Origin of the sequence: Roseomonas sp. USHLN139 (genome assembly GCF_037145735.1) — a bacterium.
GTDB lineage: Bacteria > Pseudomonadota > Alphaproteobacteria > Acetobacterales > Acetobacteraceae > Pseudoroseomonas.
Genome location: NZ_JBBCWY010000007.1, coordinates 192,569 through 208,287, shown reverse-complemented (window position 1 = coordinate 208,287; position 15,719 = coordinate 192,569). Strand labels below are relative to the sequence as shown.

14 protein-coding genes are annotated in these 15,719 nt (G+C 71.8%); 5 read left to right on the top strand and 9 right to left on the bottom strand.

The window, feature by feature from the left end; translation table 11 throughout:
• Positions 1 to 4: 4 nt before the first annotated feature.
• The 7 genes from WFI16_RS19320 to WFI16_RS19290 form a co-directional block, all read right to left on the bottom strand.
• Complete coding sequence (locus tag WFI16_RS19320; protein ID WP_419899489.1) at positions 5 to 766, bottom strand: 2,3-dihydro-2,3-dihydroxybenzoate dehydrogenase; 762 nt, start codon at positions 764 to 766, stop codon at positions 5 to 7.
• A 17-nt stretch (positions 767 to 783) separates the two neighbouring features.
• Complete coding sequence (locus WFI16_RS19315; protein ID WP_419899488.1) at positions 784 to 1,902, bottom strand: YncE family protein; 1,119 nt, start codon at positions 1,900 to 1,902, stop codon at positions 784 to 786.
• Positions 1,903 to 1,940: 38 nt separating this feature from the next.
• Positions 1,941 to 2,264, bottom strand: coding sequence for a DUF3325 domain-containing protein (locus WFI16_RS19310; protein ID WP_419899487.1), 324 nt, complete (start codon positions 2,262 to 2,264; stop codon positions 1,941 to 1,943).
• The gene (locus tag WFI16_RS19305) at positions 2,261 to 3,823 is read right to left on the bottom strand and encodes a PepSY-associated TM helix domain-containing protein (RefSeq protein WP_419899486.1); all 1,563 of its coding nucleotides are present in this window, start codon (positions 3,821 to 3,823) and stop codon (positions 2,261 to 2,263) included. Before WFI16_RS19305 ends, WFI16_RS19310 begins: the two co-directional genes overlap by 4 nt.
• Positions 3,820 to 4,137: a DUF3649 domain-containing protein gene (locus WFI16_RS19300; protein WP_419899485.1), complete on the bottom strand. Its 318-nt coding sequence runs from the start codon at positions 4,135 to 4,137 to the stop codon at positions 3,820 to 3,822. The genes WFI16_RS19305 and WFI16_RS19300 overlap by 4 nt, the downstream gene beginning before the upstream one ends.
• A 7-nt stretch (positions 4,138 to 4,144) precedes the next feature.
• Entirely contained in the window at positions 4,145 to 6,403 is a 2,259-nt protein-coding gene (locus WFI16_RS19295) for a TonB-dependent siderophore receptor (RefSeq protein ID WP_419899484.1), read from the bottom strand.
• Between the two features lie 351 nt (positions 6,404 to 6,754).
• Entirely contained in the window at positions 6,755 to 7,762 is a 1,008-nt protein-coding gene (locus WFI16_RS19290; protein ID WP_419899483.1) for a Bug family tripartite tricarboxylate transporter substrate binding protein, read from the bottom strand.
• Positions 7,763 to 7,889: 127 nt separating this feature from the next.
• On the opposite strand from WFI16_RS19290, the gene WFI16_RS19285 reads away from it, so the two are divergent.
• From WFI16_RS19285 to WFI16_RS19275, 3 genes are all read left to right on the top strand, one after another.
• The gene (locus WFI16_RS19285; protein WP_419899482.1) at positions 7,890 to 8,579 is read left to right on the top strand and encodes a GntR family transcriptional regulator; all 690 of its coding nucleotides are present in this window, start codon (positions 7,890 to 7,892) and stop codon (positions 8,577 to 8,579) included.
• A complete protein-coding gene (locus WFI16_RS19280; protein WP_419899481.1) occupies positions 8,570 to 9,673 on the top strand; it encodes an isocitrate/isopropylmalate dehydrogenase family protein in 1,104 nt (367 codons plus the stop codon). Before WFI16_RS19285 ends, WFI16_RS19280 begins: the two co-directional genes overlap by 10 nt.
• An 88-nt stretch (positions 9,674 to 9,761) precedes the next feature.
• Positions 9,762 to 11,144, top strand: a complete 1,383-nt coding sequence (locus WFI16_RS19275; protein WP_419899480.1) for an autotransporter strand-loop-strand O-heptosyltransferase — start codon at positions 9,762 to 9,764, stop codon at positions 11,142 to 11,144.
• Between the two features lie 9 nt (positions 11,145 to 11,153).
• On the opposite strand, the gene WFI16_RS19270 is transcribed toward WFI16_RS19275, so the two are convergent.
• Positions 11,154 to 12,677 (bottom strand): putative bifunctional diguanylate cyclase/phosphodiesterase, encoded by a 1,524-nt coding sequence (locus WFI16_RS19270; protein ID WP_419899479.1) that lies wholly within the window; start codon positions 12,675 to 12,677, stop codon positions 11,154 to 11,156.
• Between the two features lie 420 nt (positions 12,678 to 13,097).
• Between WFI16_RS19270 and WFI16_RS19265 the strand changes: the two genes are divergently transcribed.
• Both WFI16_RS19265 and WFI16_RS19260 read left to right on the top strand, forming a co-directional pair.
• A complete protein-coding gene (locus tag WFI16_RS19265) occupies positions 13,098 to 13,409 on the top strand; it encodes a hypothetical protein (RefSeq protein ID WP_419899478.1) in 312 nt (103 codons plus the stop codon).
• Positions 13,410 to 13,521: 112 nt separating this feature from the next.
• A complete protein-coding gene (locus WFI16_RS19260) occupies positions 13,522 to 14,814 on the top strand; it encodes a DEAD/DEAH box helicase (protein ID WP_419899477.1) in 1,293 nt (430 codons plus the stop codon).
• Between the two features lie 98 nt (positions 14,815 to 14,912).
• Here the strand turns inward: WFI16_RS19260 and WFI16_RS19255 are convergent, their stop codons facing one another.
• Positions 14,913 to 15,710 (bottom strand): enoyl-CoA hydratase/isomerase family protein, encoded by a 798-nt coding sequence (locus WFI16_RS19255; RefSeq protein WP_419899476.1) that lies wholly within the window; start codon positions 15,708 to 15,710, stop codon positions 14,913 to 14,915.
• Positions 15,711 to 15,719: the final 9 nt, after the last annotated feature.

The following is a 15,719-nucleotide window of genomic DNA, read 5'->3' as shown; positions in this document are numbered from 1 at the left end:
CGTCTCAGCCCCGCAGCGTCGCGCCGCCATCGACCAGGATATCGGTCATGGTGACATGCGCGGCGCGGTCGGAGAGCAGGAAGAGGACGGCATCGGCGACATCCTCGGGCGTCGCCAGCTTGCCGAGCGGAATGCCGGGTTTGTAGGCCTCGGGCAGGCCAGCGATGACGCGGGCGGCGCCGTGCTCGTCGGCCCACATCCCCGTCTGCATCGGCGTCAGGGTCGAGCCGGGGGCGACGATGTTGCAGCGGATGCCATGCGGCGCCAGCTCCAGCCCGAGGCAGCGGGTGAACATGCTAGCCGCCGCCTTCGACGCCGCATAGGCCGCCATGCCGTGCCGCGGCACGCTGGCGGCGTTGGAGCTGACGGTGACAAAGGCGCCGCGCTGCCGCGGCGTCATGCGCTGTGCCAGGGCGCGGCCCAGATGGAACACGCCCTGGGCATTGATGGCGAAGACGCGGTCCCAGTCGGCATCACTGGTCTCCGCCACCAGGCCGGTGGCCAGCACGCCGGCGACGCTGACGCCGTAGTCGATCGCGCCCCATTCCGCCTCGACCCGCGCCACCAGCGCCTCGACGGCCGCGGCATCGGTGACGTCGAGCGGCGCGCGCCAGACGCCGTCGAGCGCCGGAATGCCGTCGATGCGCAGATCGGTCGCGACGATGCGCGCGCCTTCCTCGTGCAGCGCGCGGACCAGCGCCGCGCCGATGCCGCCCCCCGCCCCCGTCAGGAAGGCGATCCGTCCCTCGATGCCGCTGGCCCGCATGGCACTGCTCCCGCTGCTCAGAAGGCGATGCGTGCCACGCTCTCGGCCGAGTTGCGCGGCATATCCCGCCCGTTCTTCACCGAGACATAGAGCAGCTGGCCCGCCGCGTCGAAGGCCAGGCTGTTCGGATGCGTTGGCAGGGCGATTGTCGCGCGGCTGGCGAACGTCGCGGCATCCAGCACGGCGATGGCGCCCGCCTCGCGCGAGGCGACGAAGAGCCGGCCGCCGGGCGCGTCCAGCAGCAGCGAGATCGGGCCCTTCGGTGCCGGCGCCTCGGCGACCAGGCGGCCATCGGCGGGATCGAGCCGCGCCACCCGGTTGCCCGGATGCTTCGAGGTGAAGCCCGGCTGCATCTTCGCCTGATAGCCGGGCATGCCCTCCAGCCCCTGGTCGACCGCCAGCAGCTGGCCGTTGGCGGCATCGAATTCCAGGTTCATCGGCTGCTCCAGCCCGCCGGCGGCAACGTCGCGGGCCAGCGTCATCGCCTTCGCGTCCACGGTGTAGAGCCGGCCGAGCAGTGACGACAGGAAGACGCGCTGATGGACGGAATCGATGGCGATGCCGATGGCGCCCGGCCCCATGCCGGTCACCGTGCCCTTCAAGGTCATCGCCTTGGCGTCGACAACGTACAGCACACTGTTCTCGGTGCTGAAGCCGGGGATGTAGAGGGTCGCGCCCGTCGCATCGAGGCGCAGCTCGCGCAGGCTATAGGGTGCGCTCTCCTTGCCGTCGGCGCCGCGCAGCTTCTCCGCCAGGCGCAGCGTGCCGAGCAGCCTGTTGCCGGCGATGTCGACGACGCTGACCGCGGCCTCGGTGCTGTGGCCGATATAGAGGCGGCCGGCTTCGTCATCGAGCGCGACGCCGAAGCCCTTCAGCGTCAGCGGGATCTCGGCCTGCACCGCCAGCGTCGCCGGATCGAGGCGCAGCACGCGGCTGTCCACCGCATTCTCGCCGAAGCCGCCGGAGGCGGCGACGAAGACCGCCTTCTGCCGCGCGCTATGGGCGAGCTCGTAGAGGCCGACGCCGATCTCGCGGCGGGTCATGGCCGGCTCGGCGGCGCGGGCCGGCAGCGGGAGCAGGCCGAGCGCGGCGAGGCCCAGCAGCGGCCGGCGACCCAGGGCGGGAACATGCGGCATGGCGCGATCCTTTCGTTCATTCCGTGGCCCTCAATGGCTCACAGCAAGGCGAACAACCCCGCCGGCAGCGGCGCGGCGCCGAGGCACAGCGCCAGCCGCGGGGCATAGCACAGCAGCAGCGCCAGCGGCATGGCCGCGGCGGTCAGCAGTCCGGTCCAGGCGACCAGGCCGAGGCCCCAGCCGAAGTCGGCGACCAGTGGCCAGAGCGACAGCGCCAGCAGCAGCCAGCCGCCCCAGAAGCAGAGCCGTGCGCGCAGCACGGGGATGCGGCGGCTGGCAAAAACCTGCTCATGGTGGCGTTCCATGGCGAGCGCCAGCGACAGGAAGCCGGCATAGGCCAGTGCCAGGCCGAGCAGAATCATGGCGTGGCCTCCGCCGCGCGGGCGGCGCGGGCCGGGCGACGCGCCGCCAGCGGCACATGCCGCGCGACCTTCACCGCGATGGCCGCCAGCGCCGCGCCGCAGAGCAGCAGGCCGAGGTCGAAGCCGACCCGCACCCCGTCGCCGGCGTTGGCCGAGGCGACCAGATGCGCGTCGGTGACGATGAAGTTCAGCACCGGCAGCAGTGCGAAAGCGGCTGCCCCGGCCGCCAGCTGGTCGACCCAGGCGCGACGTCCGCGGCGTAGGAGCGGATGCAGCAGGCACAGCCCCCAGACACCAAAGAAAAAATGGATCTCCCAGGCGGCGCGTTGCGGCAGGTCGGGCGGCAGCAGGCGGTTGGCCCAGAAGAACCCCGCCATGGCCAGCGGCATGCCGGCGATGGCGGCGATGTTCAGATGCTCGACCAGATGCGTGCCGAAGCCGACGCGGCCCGCCTTCGCCGCCTGCTGCCGCTGCTTCACCGCCCAGTGGATGCAGCCGGTCGCCACCATCACCGTGCCCGCGATCCCGGCCAGCAGGAACAGCGCGCGCAGTGCGGGTCCGGCGAAGCGCGCCAGATGCAAGCCGTAGAGCACGCCATGCAGCTGCGCGACCGGACCCGCCTCGCCGGACTGCGCGATGACGGCGCCGCTGACGCCGTCGAAGGTCAGGCTCTGCGCGCTGGTCGAGATGCGCTGGCTGCCGCTGCGCAGCAGCTGCACCGTGGCCTGGGCGTCGCCCGGGTTGCTGACGGTGATGCGGCCCGGCGTGCCGCCCTGCCAGCGCCGCGCGGCCTCTTCCAGCATCGGCGCGACGGGGGCCAGCGGCGCCGGCACATTGGCGCGCGGGCGCGGGGGCGGGCTGCCGGAGAGCTCGGCGTTGAAGCCCTGGCGCTGGTTCGGATAGGCGCGCTCGATGCCCCAGGGCATGGCCATCGCCATGAAGATCACCAGCCCGCTATAGGTGATCATCAGGTGGTAGGGCAGCGCCAGCACCGCCGTGACGGCATGGCCGTCCAGCCAGGAACGCTGGCCCTTGCCGCTGCGGAAGGTGAAGAAGTCGGCGAAGATGCGCCGATGCGTGATGATGCCGCTGATGATCGCTGTCAGCATGAAGGCCGTGCAGACGATGATGATCCAGCGTCCCCAGAAGACGCTGAGGTAGTGAAGTTCAAAATGAAACCGGAAGAAGAACTCGCCGCCCTGGGTGTCGCGCGCGGCGACCGGCTCGCCGCTGTCGGGATGCAGGGTCGCGCTGCGGAAGCCGCGGCCGCCGGCGGCGGGGTCGCGCCAGAAGACGCGGATGGAATTCTCCCGCGCCTCGGGCAGGGTGATGAACCAGCTGGGGGCGCGCGGCGCCAGGCGCTGCATCGCCGCGATCGCCACCTCGGCATTGTGCGGCCCGGGCGTCGCGGCGGCGAGCTCGGGGCGCATCCAGTGCGAGATCTCCGGGCGCAGATAGGCCGCTGTCCCCGTCAGGAAGACGGCGAAGAGGATCCAGCCGACCAGCAGCCCGCTCCAGGTGTGCAGCCAGGCCATGCTCTGGCGGAAACCGTCCTTCATGCGGGCGCTCCCTGCAGCCAGAGCAGCAGCGCCAGAAAGGCCGCCGGCAGCGCGATGCCCAGCACGGCGCGCCAGGCACGGCGCGCGGCGAAGGCCCAGACCAGGCAGCAGACCAGCACGACAAAGGACAGGAGACCGCCCAGCAGGACGGCCTCCACGCGCGGCATCGGCAGGCTGGTGGCCAGCCAGGCGCTGGACAATCCGGCGAGCGCATAGCCGCCGCCCGCACCCGCCAGCGTCCGGGTCACGATGCCGGCGACACGGCGCGCCTCGGCGCCGCGCGCTGGCTTCCCCCGGGTGGCCGCCGCGCTCATGCCGCGCTCAGAACCGGTAGCGGAGGCTGCCGGTGACGGTGCGGCCATAGCCGTACCAGCACCAGGCATAGCCCGCGCAGCTGTTGATGTAGCGGGTATCGGCAAGATTGGTGACATTGACCGACGCCAGCATGCCTTCGAGGTTGCGGCCGAGCTGGCCCAGGTCGTAGCGCAGCGCCATGTCGAACAGCGTGGCCGCGCGCACCTTGAAGGTGTTGGCGTCGTCGCCGTAGCTGGAGCCGAGATAGCGCACGCCGCCGGCGACGCCCAGGCCCTGCAGCCGGCCTTCCGGCGCGGTATAGTCGAGCCAGGCCGAGGCGCTGGTGCGCGGCTGGCCGGCCGGCGTCTTGCCCTGCAGCGGCACGCTGCCGCCCGAGGCGCGGCCCTCGATGGCATAGTCGATATTGGTTACGTTGTTGCTGCGGCTGTATTCGACATCCTGCAGGGTGAAGGCCGTGGTCAGGCGCAGCCCCTCGGCCAGGCTGGCCTTGGCCTCGAGCTCGAGGCCGCGCGTCGTGGTCTCGCCCTGCTGCGTGTTGAATTGCGGGTTCACCGCATCGGTCGACAGCACGTTCTGCCGCAGCAGGTCATAGGCGGCGATGCTGAAGGACAGGCTGGTGCCCGGCGGCTGGTAGCGCAGGCCGACCTCGTACTGCCGGCCGGTGGTCGGCTCGAAGGGGTTCAGGAAGCGGTCGGTGCCCGACTGCGGCTCGAAGCTCTCGCTGTAGCTGACATAGGGCGCGACGCCGTTGTCGAAAAGATAGACGGCGCCGAGCCGCACGGTCGCGGCATGGTCTTTCTGCCGCGCGGTCGTGGTGCGGCGCTGCGTCGCGACGGCGCTGTTCTCCGTCGTGCTGTCCGACCAGTCGAGCCGGCCGCCGGCCAGCAGCACCAGTTGGCCGATCTTGATCTGGTCCTGCAGGTAGAGGCCGAGCTGGTTCTGACGCTGGCTGCTGTAGGAGGCGAAGCCCGGCCAGACGCTGCCCTGGTTGGCATAGCGCGGGGTGAACAGGTCCTGCTGCAGCGTGCGGCGGCCGGCGGCGGTGTTGTAGGCGGCCGAGCCGGTATAGACGTCGTTCAGCACGCGATAATAGTCGAGGCCGGCCAGCAGGGTGTGCTGCGCCGGGCCGGTGTGCAGGGTCAGCTGCGCCTGGTTGTCGACGGTGAAGGCGTCGAGATTGGCGTCGGTGCCGTAGATCGAGCGCTGGGTGCGGCGCAGATCGGCCGAGGTCAGCGAGTGATAGACGCTGCGGTATTCGCCCTGGGTGTGCAGGTAGCGGAAGTTCTGGCGGAAGGTCAGCGCGCTGTTGACGCGGTGCTCGGCCAGCCAGCCCATCATGTAGTGGGTGCGGTTGGAACGCTCCAGATTGGGATCGCCGTCGTAGAAGCGCATGCCGATGCGGCCATTCGGATTGGGCAGCACCGAACCCCAGGACGGCACGCTGCCATAGGAGGCGGATTCCGGGTCGCGCTGGTAGTGGCCGAAGAGGGTGACGCTGGTCTCCGCATCCGGCCGCCAGGTCAGCGCGCCGGAGAAGAAGTAGCGGCGGGTGCGCGTCTCATCGAGCTCGCCATCGGCCTCCGCATAGGAGCCGATGATGCGGCCGAGGAACTGGCCTTCGCTGTCCAGCTTGCCGCTGAGGTCGCCGGCGAGGCGGCGGCTGTCGCGGTTGCCGCCCTCGACCAGGATCTCGCGCAGCCGCTCCTCGGTCGGGCGCTTGGTGACGACATTGACCATGCCGCCGGGCGGCGTCGTGCCGTAGAGGACCGAGGCCGGGCCGCGCAGCACCTCGACCCGCTCCATGCGATAGGGATCGATGCTCGGATTGGCGTCGCGCCCGCCGGCGATGCGCATGCCGTCGAGGAAGGTCGCCGGCGAATAGCCACGGATCGACATCTGGTCGAGGCGCACCGCGGTATTGCCGCGCGGCTCGACCGTGAGGCCGGGGGTGTAGCGCAGCACCTGGGTCAGGCTGCGGGCATTGCGCGCCTGGATCTCGTCGGCGGTGACGACGGAGATCGATTGCGGCGTCTCGATGATCGGCGTGTCGGTCTTGCTGGCGGTGGCGCTGACCCCGGCGACGAAGCCCGGCACCGGGCTGTGGCCGCGCTCGACGCCACCCTGCACGCTGACTTCCGGCAGGGCGATGGCGGTGCCGTCCTGGGCCAGGCCAGCCTCCAGCGGCAGCACCATGGCGCCGGCGACCAGGGGAGCGAGAAGGGTGCGCTGGCCGCGCCGGATGTTCCTGGGTGCTTGCCGAGCCATGGTCCTGCAGTCCTTACCAGCCAATCGAGAATGAGTCGCAAATGCGAAGCGATCGCATATCCGCCTCATGAAATTCCGGCAAGGGCTGGGGTAACACTTTGTCGAATTTCGCGGCCGCGGCAGCGGGGCAGCGCCGCCGCAGGCGATCCAGACTGGCCGCGTCAGCGGGGATCCGGCGGGAATACCCCGATCGCGCCAATCATCCTCGTCGCTGTCGGGATCAGCATCCGCCGCGAATCGCGACGGGGCGCAGCCGTGCCACGCGCCCCGGCGGCGTCATGCCGCCGGCCCCGCGCGTGGCGCCGGTGCGGCATGACGGCCCGGTCAGGAAGGCAGGCGTGACCCGCCGCCTCAGCTGTCGAGGCGGATCCCGGCCTCGCGCGCGACCTGCCGCCACTTGGCGATCTCGGCACGGATGAAGGCGCCGAATTCCGCCGGGGTGCCGGGGTCGGGGAAGCCGCCGAGCTCCAGCATCCGCGCGGCGACCGCCGGGTCGCGCAGGATGGCGACGGCATCGGCGTTGATCTTCGCGACGATCTCCGGCGGCGTGCCGGCGGGGGCCACCAGGCCGGACCAGCCCAGCGCCTCGTAGCCGGGCAGCCCGCTCTCGGCGATGGTGGGCGTCGCGGCCAGCTGCGGCGGGCGCGCCTTGCTGGTCACCGCCAGCGCCCGGGCGCGGCCGGACTGCACCTGCGGCAGGGCGCTGGCCAGGCTGTCCATCATCAGCGGCACATTGCCGGCGATCAGGTCGGCCATGGCCGGGCCGCTGCCGCGATAGGGCACATGGGTCAGCTTCAGCCCGGCGCGATGCGCCAGCATCTCCATCGCCATGTGCTGCGCCGTGCCCGGCCCGGCCGAGGCGTAGTTCTGCGCGCCCGGGTTTTCCTTCGCACGAGCGACGAAGGCGGCGAAATCGGCGGGTCCGGTGGCAGGATGCGCCACCAGCACCAGCGGCAGGGTGAAGATATTGGTGATGGCGACGAAATCGCGCTCGGCGTCATAGGGCAGCTGCGCCATCACCGAGGGGTTCACCCCGAGCGTGCCCGAGGTGCCGACCACCAGCGTGTAGCCATCCGGCGCCGAGCGCGCGCCGGCCTCCATGCCCAGCGCGCCGGCGCCGCCCGAGCGGTTCTCCACCACCACCCGCTGCGGCCAGCGCTTCGACAGCTCGTCCGCCACCAGGCGGCCGAAGAGGTCGGCGGCCTGGCCCGGCGGGAAGGGCACGATCAGCCGCACCGGGCGGGACGGCCAGGCGGGGTGGAGGGTGGCCGGCTGGGCGATGGCGGGCTGGGCCAGGACGGGGGTGGCGAGGATGGCGGGCGCCATGGCCAGCAAAGGCCGTCGAGCGATCTTGGGCATAGTGAAAGAAGCCTCCCTGGGGCCCTTCTGCCGGGGGTGGCGGGGCCGTTCCTGCTTGACGGCGGCATCCTGCCTTTGCCAACAATGCATACGCAAACGAATTCACCAGCGAGGTCCAGGAATGGCGATGCCGGCCGATCGCGCCGCGGAGGAACCCCGCGCGCGCAGCGCCGCCGAGACCGCGCATGCGGCGCTGAAGGCGCTGATCCTGGACAATGCCCTGCCGCCCGGCAGCCAGCTTCTGGAGAGCGAGCTGGCGCTGCAGCTCGGCCTGTCGCGCACCCCGGTGCGGGAGGCGATGGTGCGGCTGCAGCAGGAAGGGCTGGTCGCCATCACCCCTCGCCACGGCATGCGGGTGCTGCCGATCGCCGCGGGCGACATGCGCGAGATCTATGCCGTGCTGACCGCGCTGGAGCCGATGGCCGCCGAGCTGCTGGCCCGCCGCGCCGATCCGGCCGCCGGGCTGGAGCGGCTCTCGGCCGCCTGCGACGCGATGGAGGCGGCGCTGGCCGCCGAGGACCGTCCCGGCTGGGCCGCGGCCGACGAGGCCTTCCACCTGGGCCTGGCCGAGCTCTGCGGCAACCGCCGGCTGGCGGGGATGGTGATGCAGGTCTGGGAGCAGTCGCACCGGGCGCGGCTCTTCACCCTGCAGCAGCGGCCGCTGCCGGCGCGCAGCACCGCCGAGCATCGCCGCGTGCTGGAGGCCATCGCCGCCGGCGAGGCCGATCGCGCGCGCAGTCTGTACCACCGGCACCGCGCCCGCAGCGGCGCCGAGCTGGTTTCCCTGATCGAGAGGAGTGGTCTGGCATGGCTTTGAGCAACGCGCTGCGGATCGCGCTGATGCCGGGCGACGGCATCGGCGTGGAGGTGACCGAGGCCTGCGTCGCGGTGCTGCGCCCGCTGGCCCGCCGCCACGGGCTGGGGCTGGATTTCGACGAATTGCGCGCCGGCGCCATGGCCTATCGCGACACCGGCACGGCGATGGACGAGGCGAGTTTCGAGCGGGCAAAGGGCGCGGATGCCATCCTGCTCGGCGCCATGGGCTGGCCGGGCATCCGCTATCCGGACGGCACCGAGATCGCGCCGCAGCTCGACCTTCGCTTCCGGCTGGGCCTCTTCGCCGGCGTCCGGCCGATCCGCGCCCTGCCCGGCCTGCCGACGGTGCTGGCCGATCCTCGCGCCGCCGGCATCGATCTCGTCATCCTGCGCGAGAGCACCGAGGGCCTGTTCGCCGCGCGCGGCCGCGGCGAGATCATCGAGGATCGCGAGGCGCGCGACACCATGGTGATCACCCGCGCCACGACCGAGCGCCTGTCGCATTTCGCCTTCGACCTCGCCCGCCGGCGCGCGGAGAAGCGCGGGCGGCCGGGCAAGGTGACGCTGGTCGACAAGGCCAATGTCTTCACCGGCTTCGCCTTCATGCGGAAGGTCTTCTACGAGGTCGCGGCCAGGCACGCCGATGTCGCGGCCGGCGACCATTATATCGACGCCATGGCGCTGGACCTGCTGCGCCGCCCCTGGGAGTTCGACGTGCTGCCGACCGAGAACATGTTCGGCGACATCCTCTCCGACCTCGGCGCCGGGCTGATCGGGGGGATGGGCTTCGCGCCCTCGGCCGATATCGGCGAGGGCCATGCCGTGTTCCAGCCGAGCCATGGCACCGCACCGGACATCGCCGGGAAGGGGGTCGCCAACCCGACCGCCATGCTGCTCTCGGCGGCGATGATGCTGGACTGGCTGGCCAGCCGCGGCGCCGGGCCGGCCTGGGCCGAGGCGGCGGCCGAGCTGGAGGCGGCGGTCGACGCGGTCTTCGCCGCCGGGCTGCGCACCCCGGATATCGGCGGCCGGGCCGGCACGGCCGAGGTGGCGCAGGCGGTGCTGGAGAGGCTGCAGCAGGGCGCGCTGGCCTGAACGCCCGCTTCCTCCGGCGCAATCGCATTGCCGCTGCCGCCGGTTTTCGGCAAAAGGCACGATAAAGTGTGCGGGACAGGATGGCCGGATGAACCAGGATCAAGCGAAGCCCGAGGCGGCGACCTCGGGCGTGGCGGCAGCCTCGGCGGCGAAGCCGGCGGCCGCCGCCTTGCCCGCGGTGGCATCGTCGGCGGCCTCGTCAGCGGCGGCCCCCCGCCCGCCCTACCAGCCGCCCTCCACCCGGCTGACGCAGGCCGGCCCGGCCGGGGTGCGCTTCGACTTCAACCAGGGGGCGCGGATCATGCTGCCGCCCGGCACGCCGCGCGCCGTGCGGCTGTGGGATGCCGATACCGGCAGCGTTCTGTTCCGCAGCACCACCGAGGGCGTGGTCGTGCATTCCTCGAAGCGCTTCTTCGTGCGCTTCCGCCTGGAGATCTGGGACGGGGCGGATGCCTCGGGGCCGCCCTCCTTCACCCATGACTACGATGCGCGCGACCGCGAGGTGCTGATCCAGTTCCCGGTCGGCACGCTGGGCGACAGCCTGGCCTGGTTCCCCTATGCCGCGCGCTTCGCCGAACAGCATGGCTGCCGCCTGACCTGCAGCCTGTCCGGGCTGATCATCCCGCTGCTGCGCGACGCCTATCCGCACATCACCTTCATCACGCCGGAGCAGCTGGCCGAGGGCAAGCTGCGCGACAGCTTCTACGCCACCTATTGCCTGGGCCTGTTCTTCGACGATGCGAAGAACGCGCTGCAGCCGACCGATTTCCGCCTGGTCGGGCTGCACCGCACCGCCGGCTATATCCTGGGCGTCGATCCGTCCGAGATGGCGCCGGCGATCAGCTTCGACGATCCCGGCCCGCCGATCGACGAGCCCTATGTCTGCATCGCCGTGCAGTCCTCGACCCAGTGCAAGTACTGGAACAATCCCGAGGGCTGGCGCCAGGTTGTCACCGCGCTGAAGCAGGCCGGCTTCCGCGTCGTCTGCATCGACCAGAAGCCGGTGCATGGCCAGGGCATCGTCTGGAACCACATGCCGCATGGCGTCGAGGACGAGACCGGCAACCGCCCGCTGACCGAGCGGGCCCGCTGGCTGCGCCATGCCGCCTTCTTCATCGGCACCAGCTCGGGCCTGGCCTGGCTCGCCTGGGCGACGGGCACGCCGGTGGTGATGATCAGCGGCTTCACCCATCCCACCAATGAATTCACCACCCCCTACCGGGTGATCAACTGGCACGCCTGCAACAGCTGCTGGAACGACCCCAAGCACCGCTTCGACCACCGCGACTTCCTGTGGTGCCCGCGCCATGCCGGAACGCCGCGGCAGTTCGAATGCTCGCGCCTGATCACGGCCGAGCAGGTGCTGTCCACCATCGCCCGCGTCCCGGCCTGGCAGGCGATGCAGCGCCGGAAGGCGGCGCCGGCCGCCCTGGCCGCGCCGCCGGCGGCAGCCCTGGCCGCCGCGCAATAGGCGGGCCGCTCACCGCCCCAGCGCCGCCGGCTGGGCGGCGCTGCGGGCGGCGGGGGCCGAGAGCAGGGCGAGCACCGCCGCGACCGGCATCGGCCGGCCGAACAGCCAGCCCTGGCCGATGGCGCAGCCGAGATCGTCCAGCAGCGCCGCCTCGGCCTCGCGCTCGACACCCTCGGCCACCGTCGCCATGCCCAGGCTGGCAGCCATGGCGATGACGGCGGCGACGATGCTGCGGCATTCCGGCTGCTCGCTCATCCGGCCGACGAAGCTGGCATCGATCTTGATCTTGTCGAAGGGCAGCGCGCGCAGATGGCTCAGGCTGGAATGGCCGGTGCCGAAATCGTCCAGCGCCAGCCGCAGGCCGCGCTGCTTCAGCCGCAGCAGCACGGCGCGGGCGCGGTCCAGATCGCCGATCAGCACGCTCTCGGTCAGCTCCAGCTCCAGCCGGGCCGGGTCCAGCCCGGTTTCGACCAGGATGTCCTCCAGGCGCGGCGTCAGCCCTTCATCCGACAGCTGCAGCGCCGAGAGATTGACCGCGATGCTCAGCGGCAGCGGCCAGTCGCGCGCCGCCAGGCAGGCGCGGCGCAACAGCGCCTCGGTCAGCGGGCCGATCAGCCCGGCCTCCTCGGCCAGCGGGATGAAGCAGGCCGGCGAGATCATGCCGCGCTGCGCATGCGGCCAGCGCGCCAGCACCTCGAAGCCGATCAGCCGGCGCGCCGGCAAGGCCACCAGCGGCTGGAAATAGGGCTCGATGGCGCCCTGCTCGATCGCCTCCGGCAGCTCGGCCAGCAGTTCGGCGGCGGCCTGGGCGGCGGCCTCCATGCCCGGCGTGAAGCGGCGCAGGCTGCCGCGCGCCTCGGCCTTGGCGCGCTGCAGCGCCAGCTCGGCGCGGTGCTGCAGCAGCCCGGCCTGCTGCCCGTCGGCCGGGGCCAGGGCGATGCCGATGCTGGCGCTCAGCCGCAGCCGCTGCCCCTGCAGTCGGAACGGCCGGCGCAGCAGGGCCGCCAGCCGCCGCGCCATGGTCTCGGCGGCGGCCGCGCTGTCGCAGGGCATCAGCAGCAGGAATTCGTCGCCCCCGACCCGGGCGACCAGGCCCGAATCGGGCAGGGCCGCGCGCAGCCGGAGGGCGACCTGGCGCAGCAGCCGGTCGCCGAGCGCCGGGCCGTGCAGGTCGTTGACCAGCCGGAAGCGGTCCAGGTCGAGGCGGTAGAGCGCCAGCGGCACGCCGCTGGCCAGCCGCGCCACCAGCGCCTCGGACAGCTGGCGGCGGTTGGGCAGGCCGGTCAGCGGGTCCTCGGCCGCGGCACGCCGCAGCGCCGCCTCGGCACGGTGGCGGCTGGCGCGTTCCCGCCGCTGTTCCCGGTTGCGCCGCAGCGCATAGGCCGCCAGGCCGAAGGGCAGGATGAAGGCCAGGGTCAGCAGCTCGTCGAGCTGCCAGTCCTCATGGGCCTCGACGAAATGCTGGATCGCCTCATAGGCGTCGAGGCTGCTGGCCAGCCCATAGGCGGCCAGGCAGACGGCCAGGATCAGCATCAGGTCGCGGCGCGCCCGGCTGGGACGCAGCGCCTTGCGGAAGGCCCGCCGCCGCAGGCGCCGCGCAGGCCCGGCAGACGATCCGGGCAAAGGGTGGGCCTGGACGGGCATCTCGTCTCATTTTTGACCGATCTTCTGATTGTCTAAGACGGATTGTTTAACGCTTACTGAAGCGTTGGACGGCGCCGCGGGGCCGGCCTCCTTGAAGCCCGGCGGCGGCTGCCCGCTCTGCGCCGGGGCGCCCTGCCTTCGGAAGAAGCGAGGCCGGTCGCCTAGTTGTTTGTTTGACCGCGTGATTCAGGCTTTTCGGTGATTCCCCCTGCGGCCATCACGCTCTAGCATCGCCCCAGGGCTTCGACGGACAGCGTGCCGGAAGGACATCAGCGTGAGCGTCAGCAGCAGCACCAGGGTCCCCGCCGGATGAGCGCCGAGGCGCCACCGGCACCGGGACACAGCGTCTCCAGCCTCAGCCGGGCGCGCGAGGACCGGATGTGGGCGGTCGTCGCCGCCATCGGCCGCCGCACCCGCATCGCCGAGATCTATCCGAGCCGCGCCGCGGCGGATGCCGACCGCAGCTGGCGCGAGCAGCAGATCCGCGCCTATGCCGGCTTCCTGCGCAGTGCCAGCATGCCGATGCCGAGCTACAGCGTGACGCCAATCCGCCGTGCCGACCTGCCGCGCGGCTGGCGTCCCCTGCCCGCCCTGGGCTTTCTGCGCGGGCAGTTCGGCTGAGGCCGCTTTGCGTTTGACGCAGCGCAGCATGGCCCGGTAGAAGCGCGCCTCCCCCACGCCTGCCAGCCTGAACCGGCGCAGCCCTGATCCGCGCCGGAGGCGCCGCACGACCATGTCCCCGACCTTCCAAGAGCTCGGTCTCGCGGCCCCGCTGCTGCGCGCGCTGGACGAGGCCGGCTATGCCCGCCCCACCCCGATCCAGGCGCAGTCGATCCCGCTGCTGCTGGCAGGCCGCGACCTGCTGGGCCTGGCGCAGACCGGCACCGGCAAGACCGCCGCCTTCGCCCTGCCGCTGCTGCACCGCCTGGCCGCCGATCCCAAGCCCGCGCCGAAGGGCGGCGCCCGCGTGCTGGTGCTGGCGCCGACGCGCGAGCTGGTCTCGCAGATCGCCGACGGCTTTGCCCAGTTCGGCCGGCACCAGGCGCCGAGCGTCGCCACCGTCTTCGGCGGCGTCAGCCAGTTCCACCAGGTCAATGCGCTGCGCGACGGCGTCGACATCCTCGTCGCCGCGCCGGGCCGGCTGCTCGACCTGATCGGCCAGGGGCTCTGCGACCTGTCGCAGCTCGAGGCGCTGGTGCTGGACGAAGCCGACCAGATGCTCGACATGGGCTTCGCCCGGCCGATCGAGCGCATCGTCGCGACGCTGCCGAAGGACCGCCACACCCTGCTGTTCTCGGCGACCATGCCCAAGTCGATCGCGACCCTGGCGGAGAGCCTGCTGCGCGACCCGGCCAAGGTGGAGATCGCGCCGCCCTCGACCACCGTCGACCGCATCGCGCAGTCGGTGATGTTCGTCGACGCCGGCGACAAGCAGGCCGCGCTGCTCTCCCTGCTGGCGACGCCGGGCATCGGCCAGGCCGTCGTCTTCACGCTGACAAAAAACATCGCCAACGAGGTCTGCGGCTTCGTCACCGAGGCCGGCTTCACCGCCGAGGCGCTGCACGGCAACAAGTCGCAGGGCCAGCGCGAGCGGGCGCTGGAGGCCTTCCGCGCCGGCACGGTGCAGGTGCTGGTGGCGACCGACATCGCCGCCCGCGGCATCGACGTCGACACGGTGACCCATGTCTTCAACCACGACCTGCCGGCCGTGGCGGAGAGCTATGTCCACCGCATCGGCCGCACCGGCCGCGCCGGGCGCAGCGGCGTCGCCGTCACCCTCTGCGACGCCGAGCAGCGCGCCTGGCTGCGCGATGTCGAGCGCGAGATCGGCCGCGCCCTGGACGTCCAGGCCGACCACGCCTGGCATTCCGAGGCGGCGCGGCTCTCGACCCTGCGCCCGCCAGTGCTGGGCGGCGGCCCGGTCAAGGAGATCAAGCCGCAGGAGAAGCGCGAGCGGAAGGTCTGGACCGAGGAGGAGAAGCTCGCCGCCCGCGAGGCCGCGATGGCCGCCAGGAAGGCCGCCTGAACCAACCTGCCTTCAAGAGACGAAGGCAGGTTGGTTCAGGACTTTGTTTGATCGCGTGGTTCAGGCTTTTCGGTGATTCCACCTGAAGCCATCACGCTCTAACGGCCTTTGAAGCTGGGCTCGCGTTTCCCCAGGAAGGCGTCGCGGCCTTCCTGGAAGTCCTCCGTGGTATAGAGCAGGCCCTGGAAATCCGCCTCGGCCGCCAGCGATTCCGCCAGCGTGCCGGTCGAGCGGTTCAGCAGCGTCTTGGCGAGCGCGTTGGACAGCGGCGCCCTGGTGGCGATCTGCCGGGCCATCGCCCGCGCCGCCGCCAGCGCCTGGCCGGGCTCGGCCAGCTGGTCGACCAGGCCGAGGGTCGCCGCCTCCTCCGCCCCCATCGGCGCGCCGACCAGCATGACGCGCTTGGCCCGTCCCAGCCCCATCCGCCGCTGCAGCGTCCAGGCCAGGCCCAGGTCGGGCACCAGCCCGACGCGGTTGAAGGAGCAGGTGAAGACCGCCGCGCGCGAGGCGACGACGATGTCGCAGGCGGCGGCGACCGAGATGCCGGCGCCGGCGGCATGGCCTTCGACCGCGGCGATCACCGGCTTCTCGCCTTCGGCCAGCAGGCGGATCATGCGGTGGCCCCAATGCAGCCGCGCCCGCCCACCCATGCCGGTGATGCCCTGCATGCCGGAGATGTCGCCGCCGGCGCAGAAATGCCCACCCTCGCCGGCCAGCACGATGGCGCGGCACTCGGGATTGGACAGCGCCGCTTCCAGATGCGCCATCAACGCCTCGCGCAGCGCCGGGGCGAGGGCGTTGCGGCGGCGCGGATAAGACAGGGTCAGCTCCAGCACGCCGTCTTCCAGGCGGGCATGGGTGGTGGCTTCGGCGGCCTCGTCGACGATCTTGTCCATGGTTTCCTC

Bases quoted from the DNA above. Each gene is read 5' to 3' on its own strand.
- WFI16_RS19320 (WP_419899489.1), bottom strand. From the start codon at position 766: ATGCGGGCCAGCGGCATCGAGGGACGGATCGCCTTCCTGACGGGGGCG.
- WFI16_RS19315 (WP_419899488.1), bottom strand. From the start codon at position 1,902: ATGCCGCATGTTCCCGCCCTGGGTCGCCGGCCGCTGCTGGGCCTCGCC.
- WFI16_RS19310 (WP_419899487.1), bottom strand. From the start codon at position 2,264: ATGATTCTGCTCGGCCTGGCACTGGCCTATGCCGGCTTCCTGTCGCTG.
- WFI16_RS19305 (WP_419899486.1), bottom strand. From the start codon at position 3,823: ATGAAGGACGGTTTCCGCCAGAGCATGGCCTGGCTGCACACCTGGAGC.
- WFI16_RS19300 (WP_419899485.1), bottom strand. From the start codon at position 4,137: ATGAGCGCGGCGGCCACCCGGGGGAAGCCAGCGCGCGGCGCCGAGGCG.
- WFI16_RS19295 (WP_419899484.1), bottom strand. From the start codon at position 6,403: ATGGCTCGGCAAGCACCCAGGAACATCCGGCGCGGCCAGCGCACCCTT.
- WFI16_RS19290 (WP_419899483.1), bottom strand. From the start codon at position 7,762: ATGCCCAAGATCGCTCGACGGCCTTTGCTGGCCATGGCGCCCGCCATC.
- WFI16_RS19285 (WP_419899482.1), top strand. From the start codon at position 7,890: ATGCCGGCCGATCGCGCCGCGGAGGAACCCCGCGCGCGCAGCGCCGCC.
- WFI16_RS19280 (WP_419899481.1), top strand. From the start codon at position 8,570: ATGGCTTTGAGCAACGCGCTGCGGATCGCGCTGATGCCGGGCGACGGC.
- WFI16_RS19275 (WP_419899480.1), top strand. From the start codon at position 9,762: ATGAACCAGGATCAAGCGAAGCCCGAGGCGGCGACCTCGGGCGTGGCG.
- WFI16_RS19270 (WP_419899479.1), bottom strand. From the start codon at position 12,677: ATGCTGATCCTGGCCGTCTGCCTGGCCGCCTATGGGCTGGCCAGCAGC.
- WFI16_RS19265 (WP_419899478.1), top strand. From the start codon at position 13,098: ATGAGCGCCGAGGCGCCACCGGCACCGGGACACAGCGTCTCCAGCCTC.
- WFI16_RS19260 (WP_419899477.1), top strand. From the start codon at position 13,522: ATGTCCCCGACCTTCCAAGAGCTCGGTCTCGCGGCCCCGCTGCTGCGC.
- WFI16_RS19255 (WP_419899476.1), bottom strand. From the start codon at position 15,710: ATGGACAAGATCGTCGACGAGGCCGCCGAAGCCACCACCCATGCCCGC.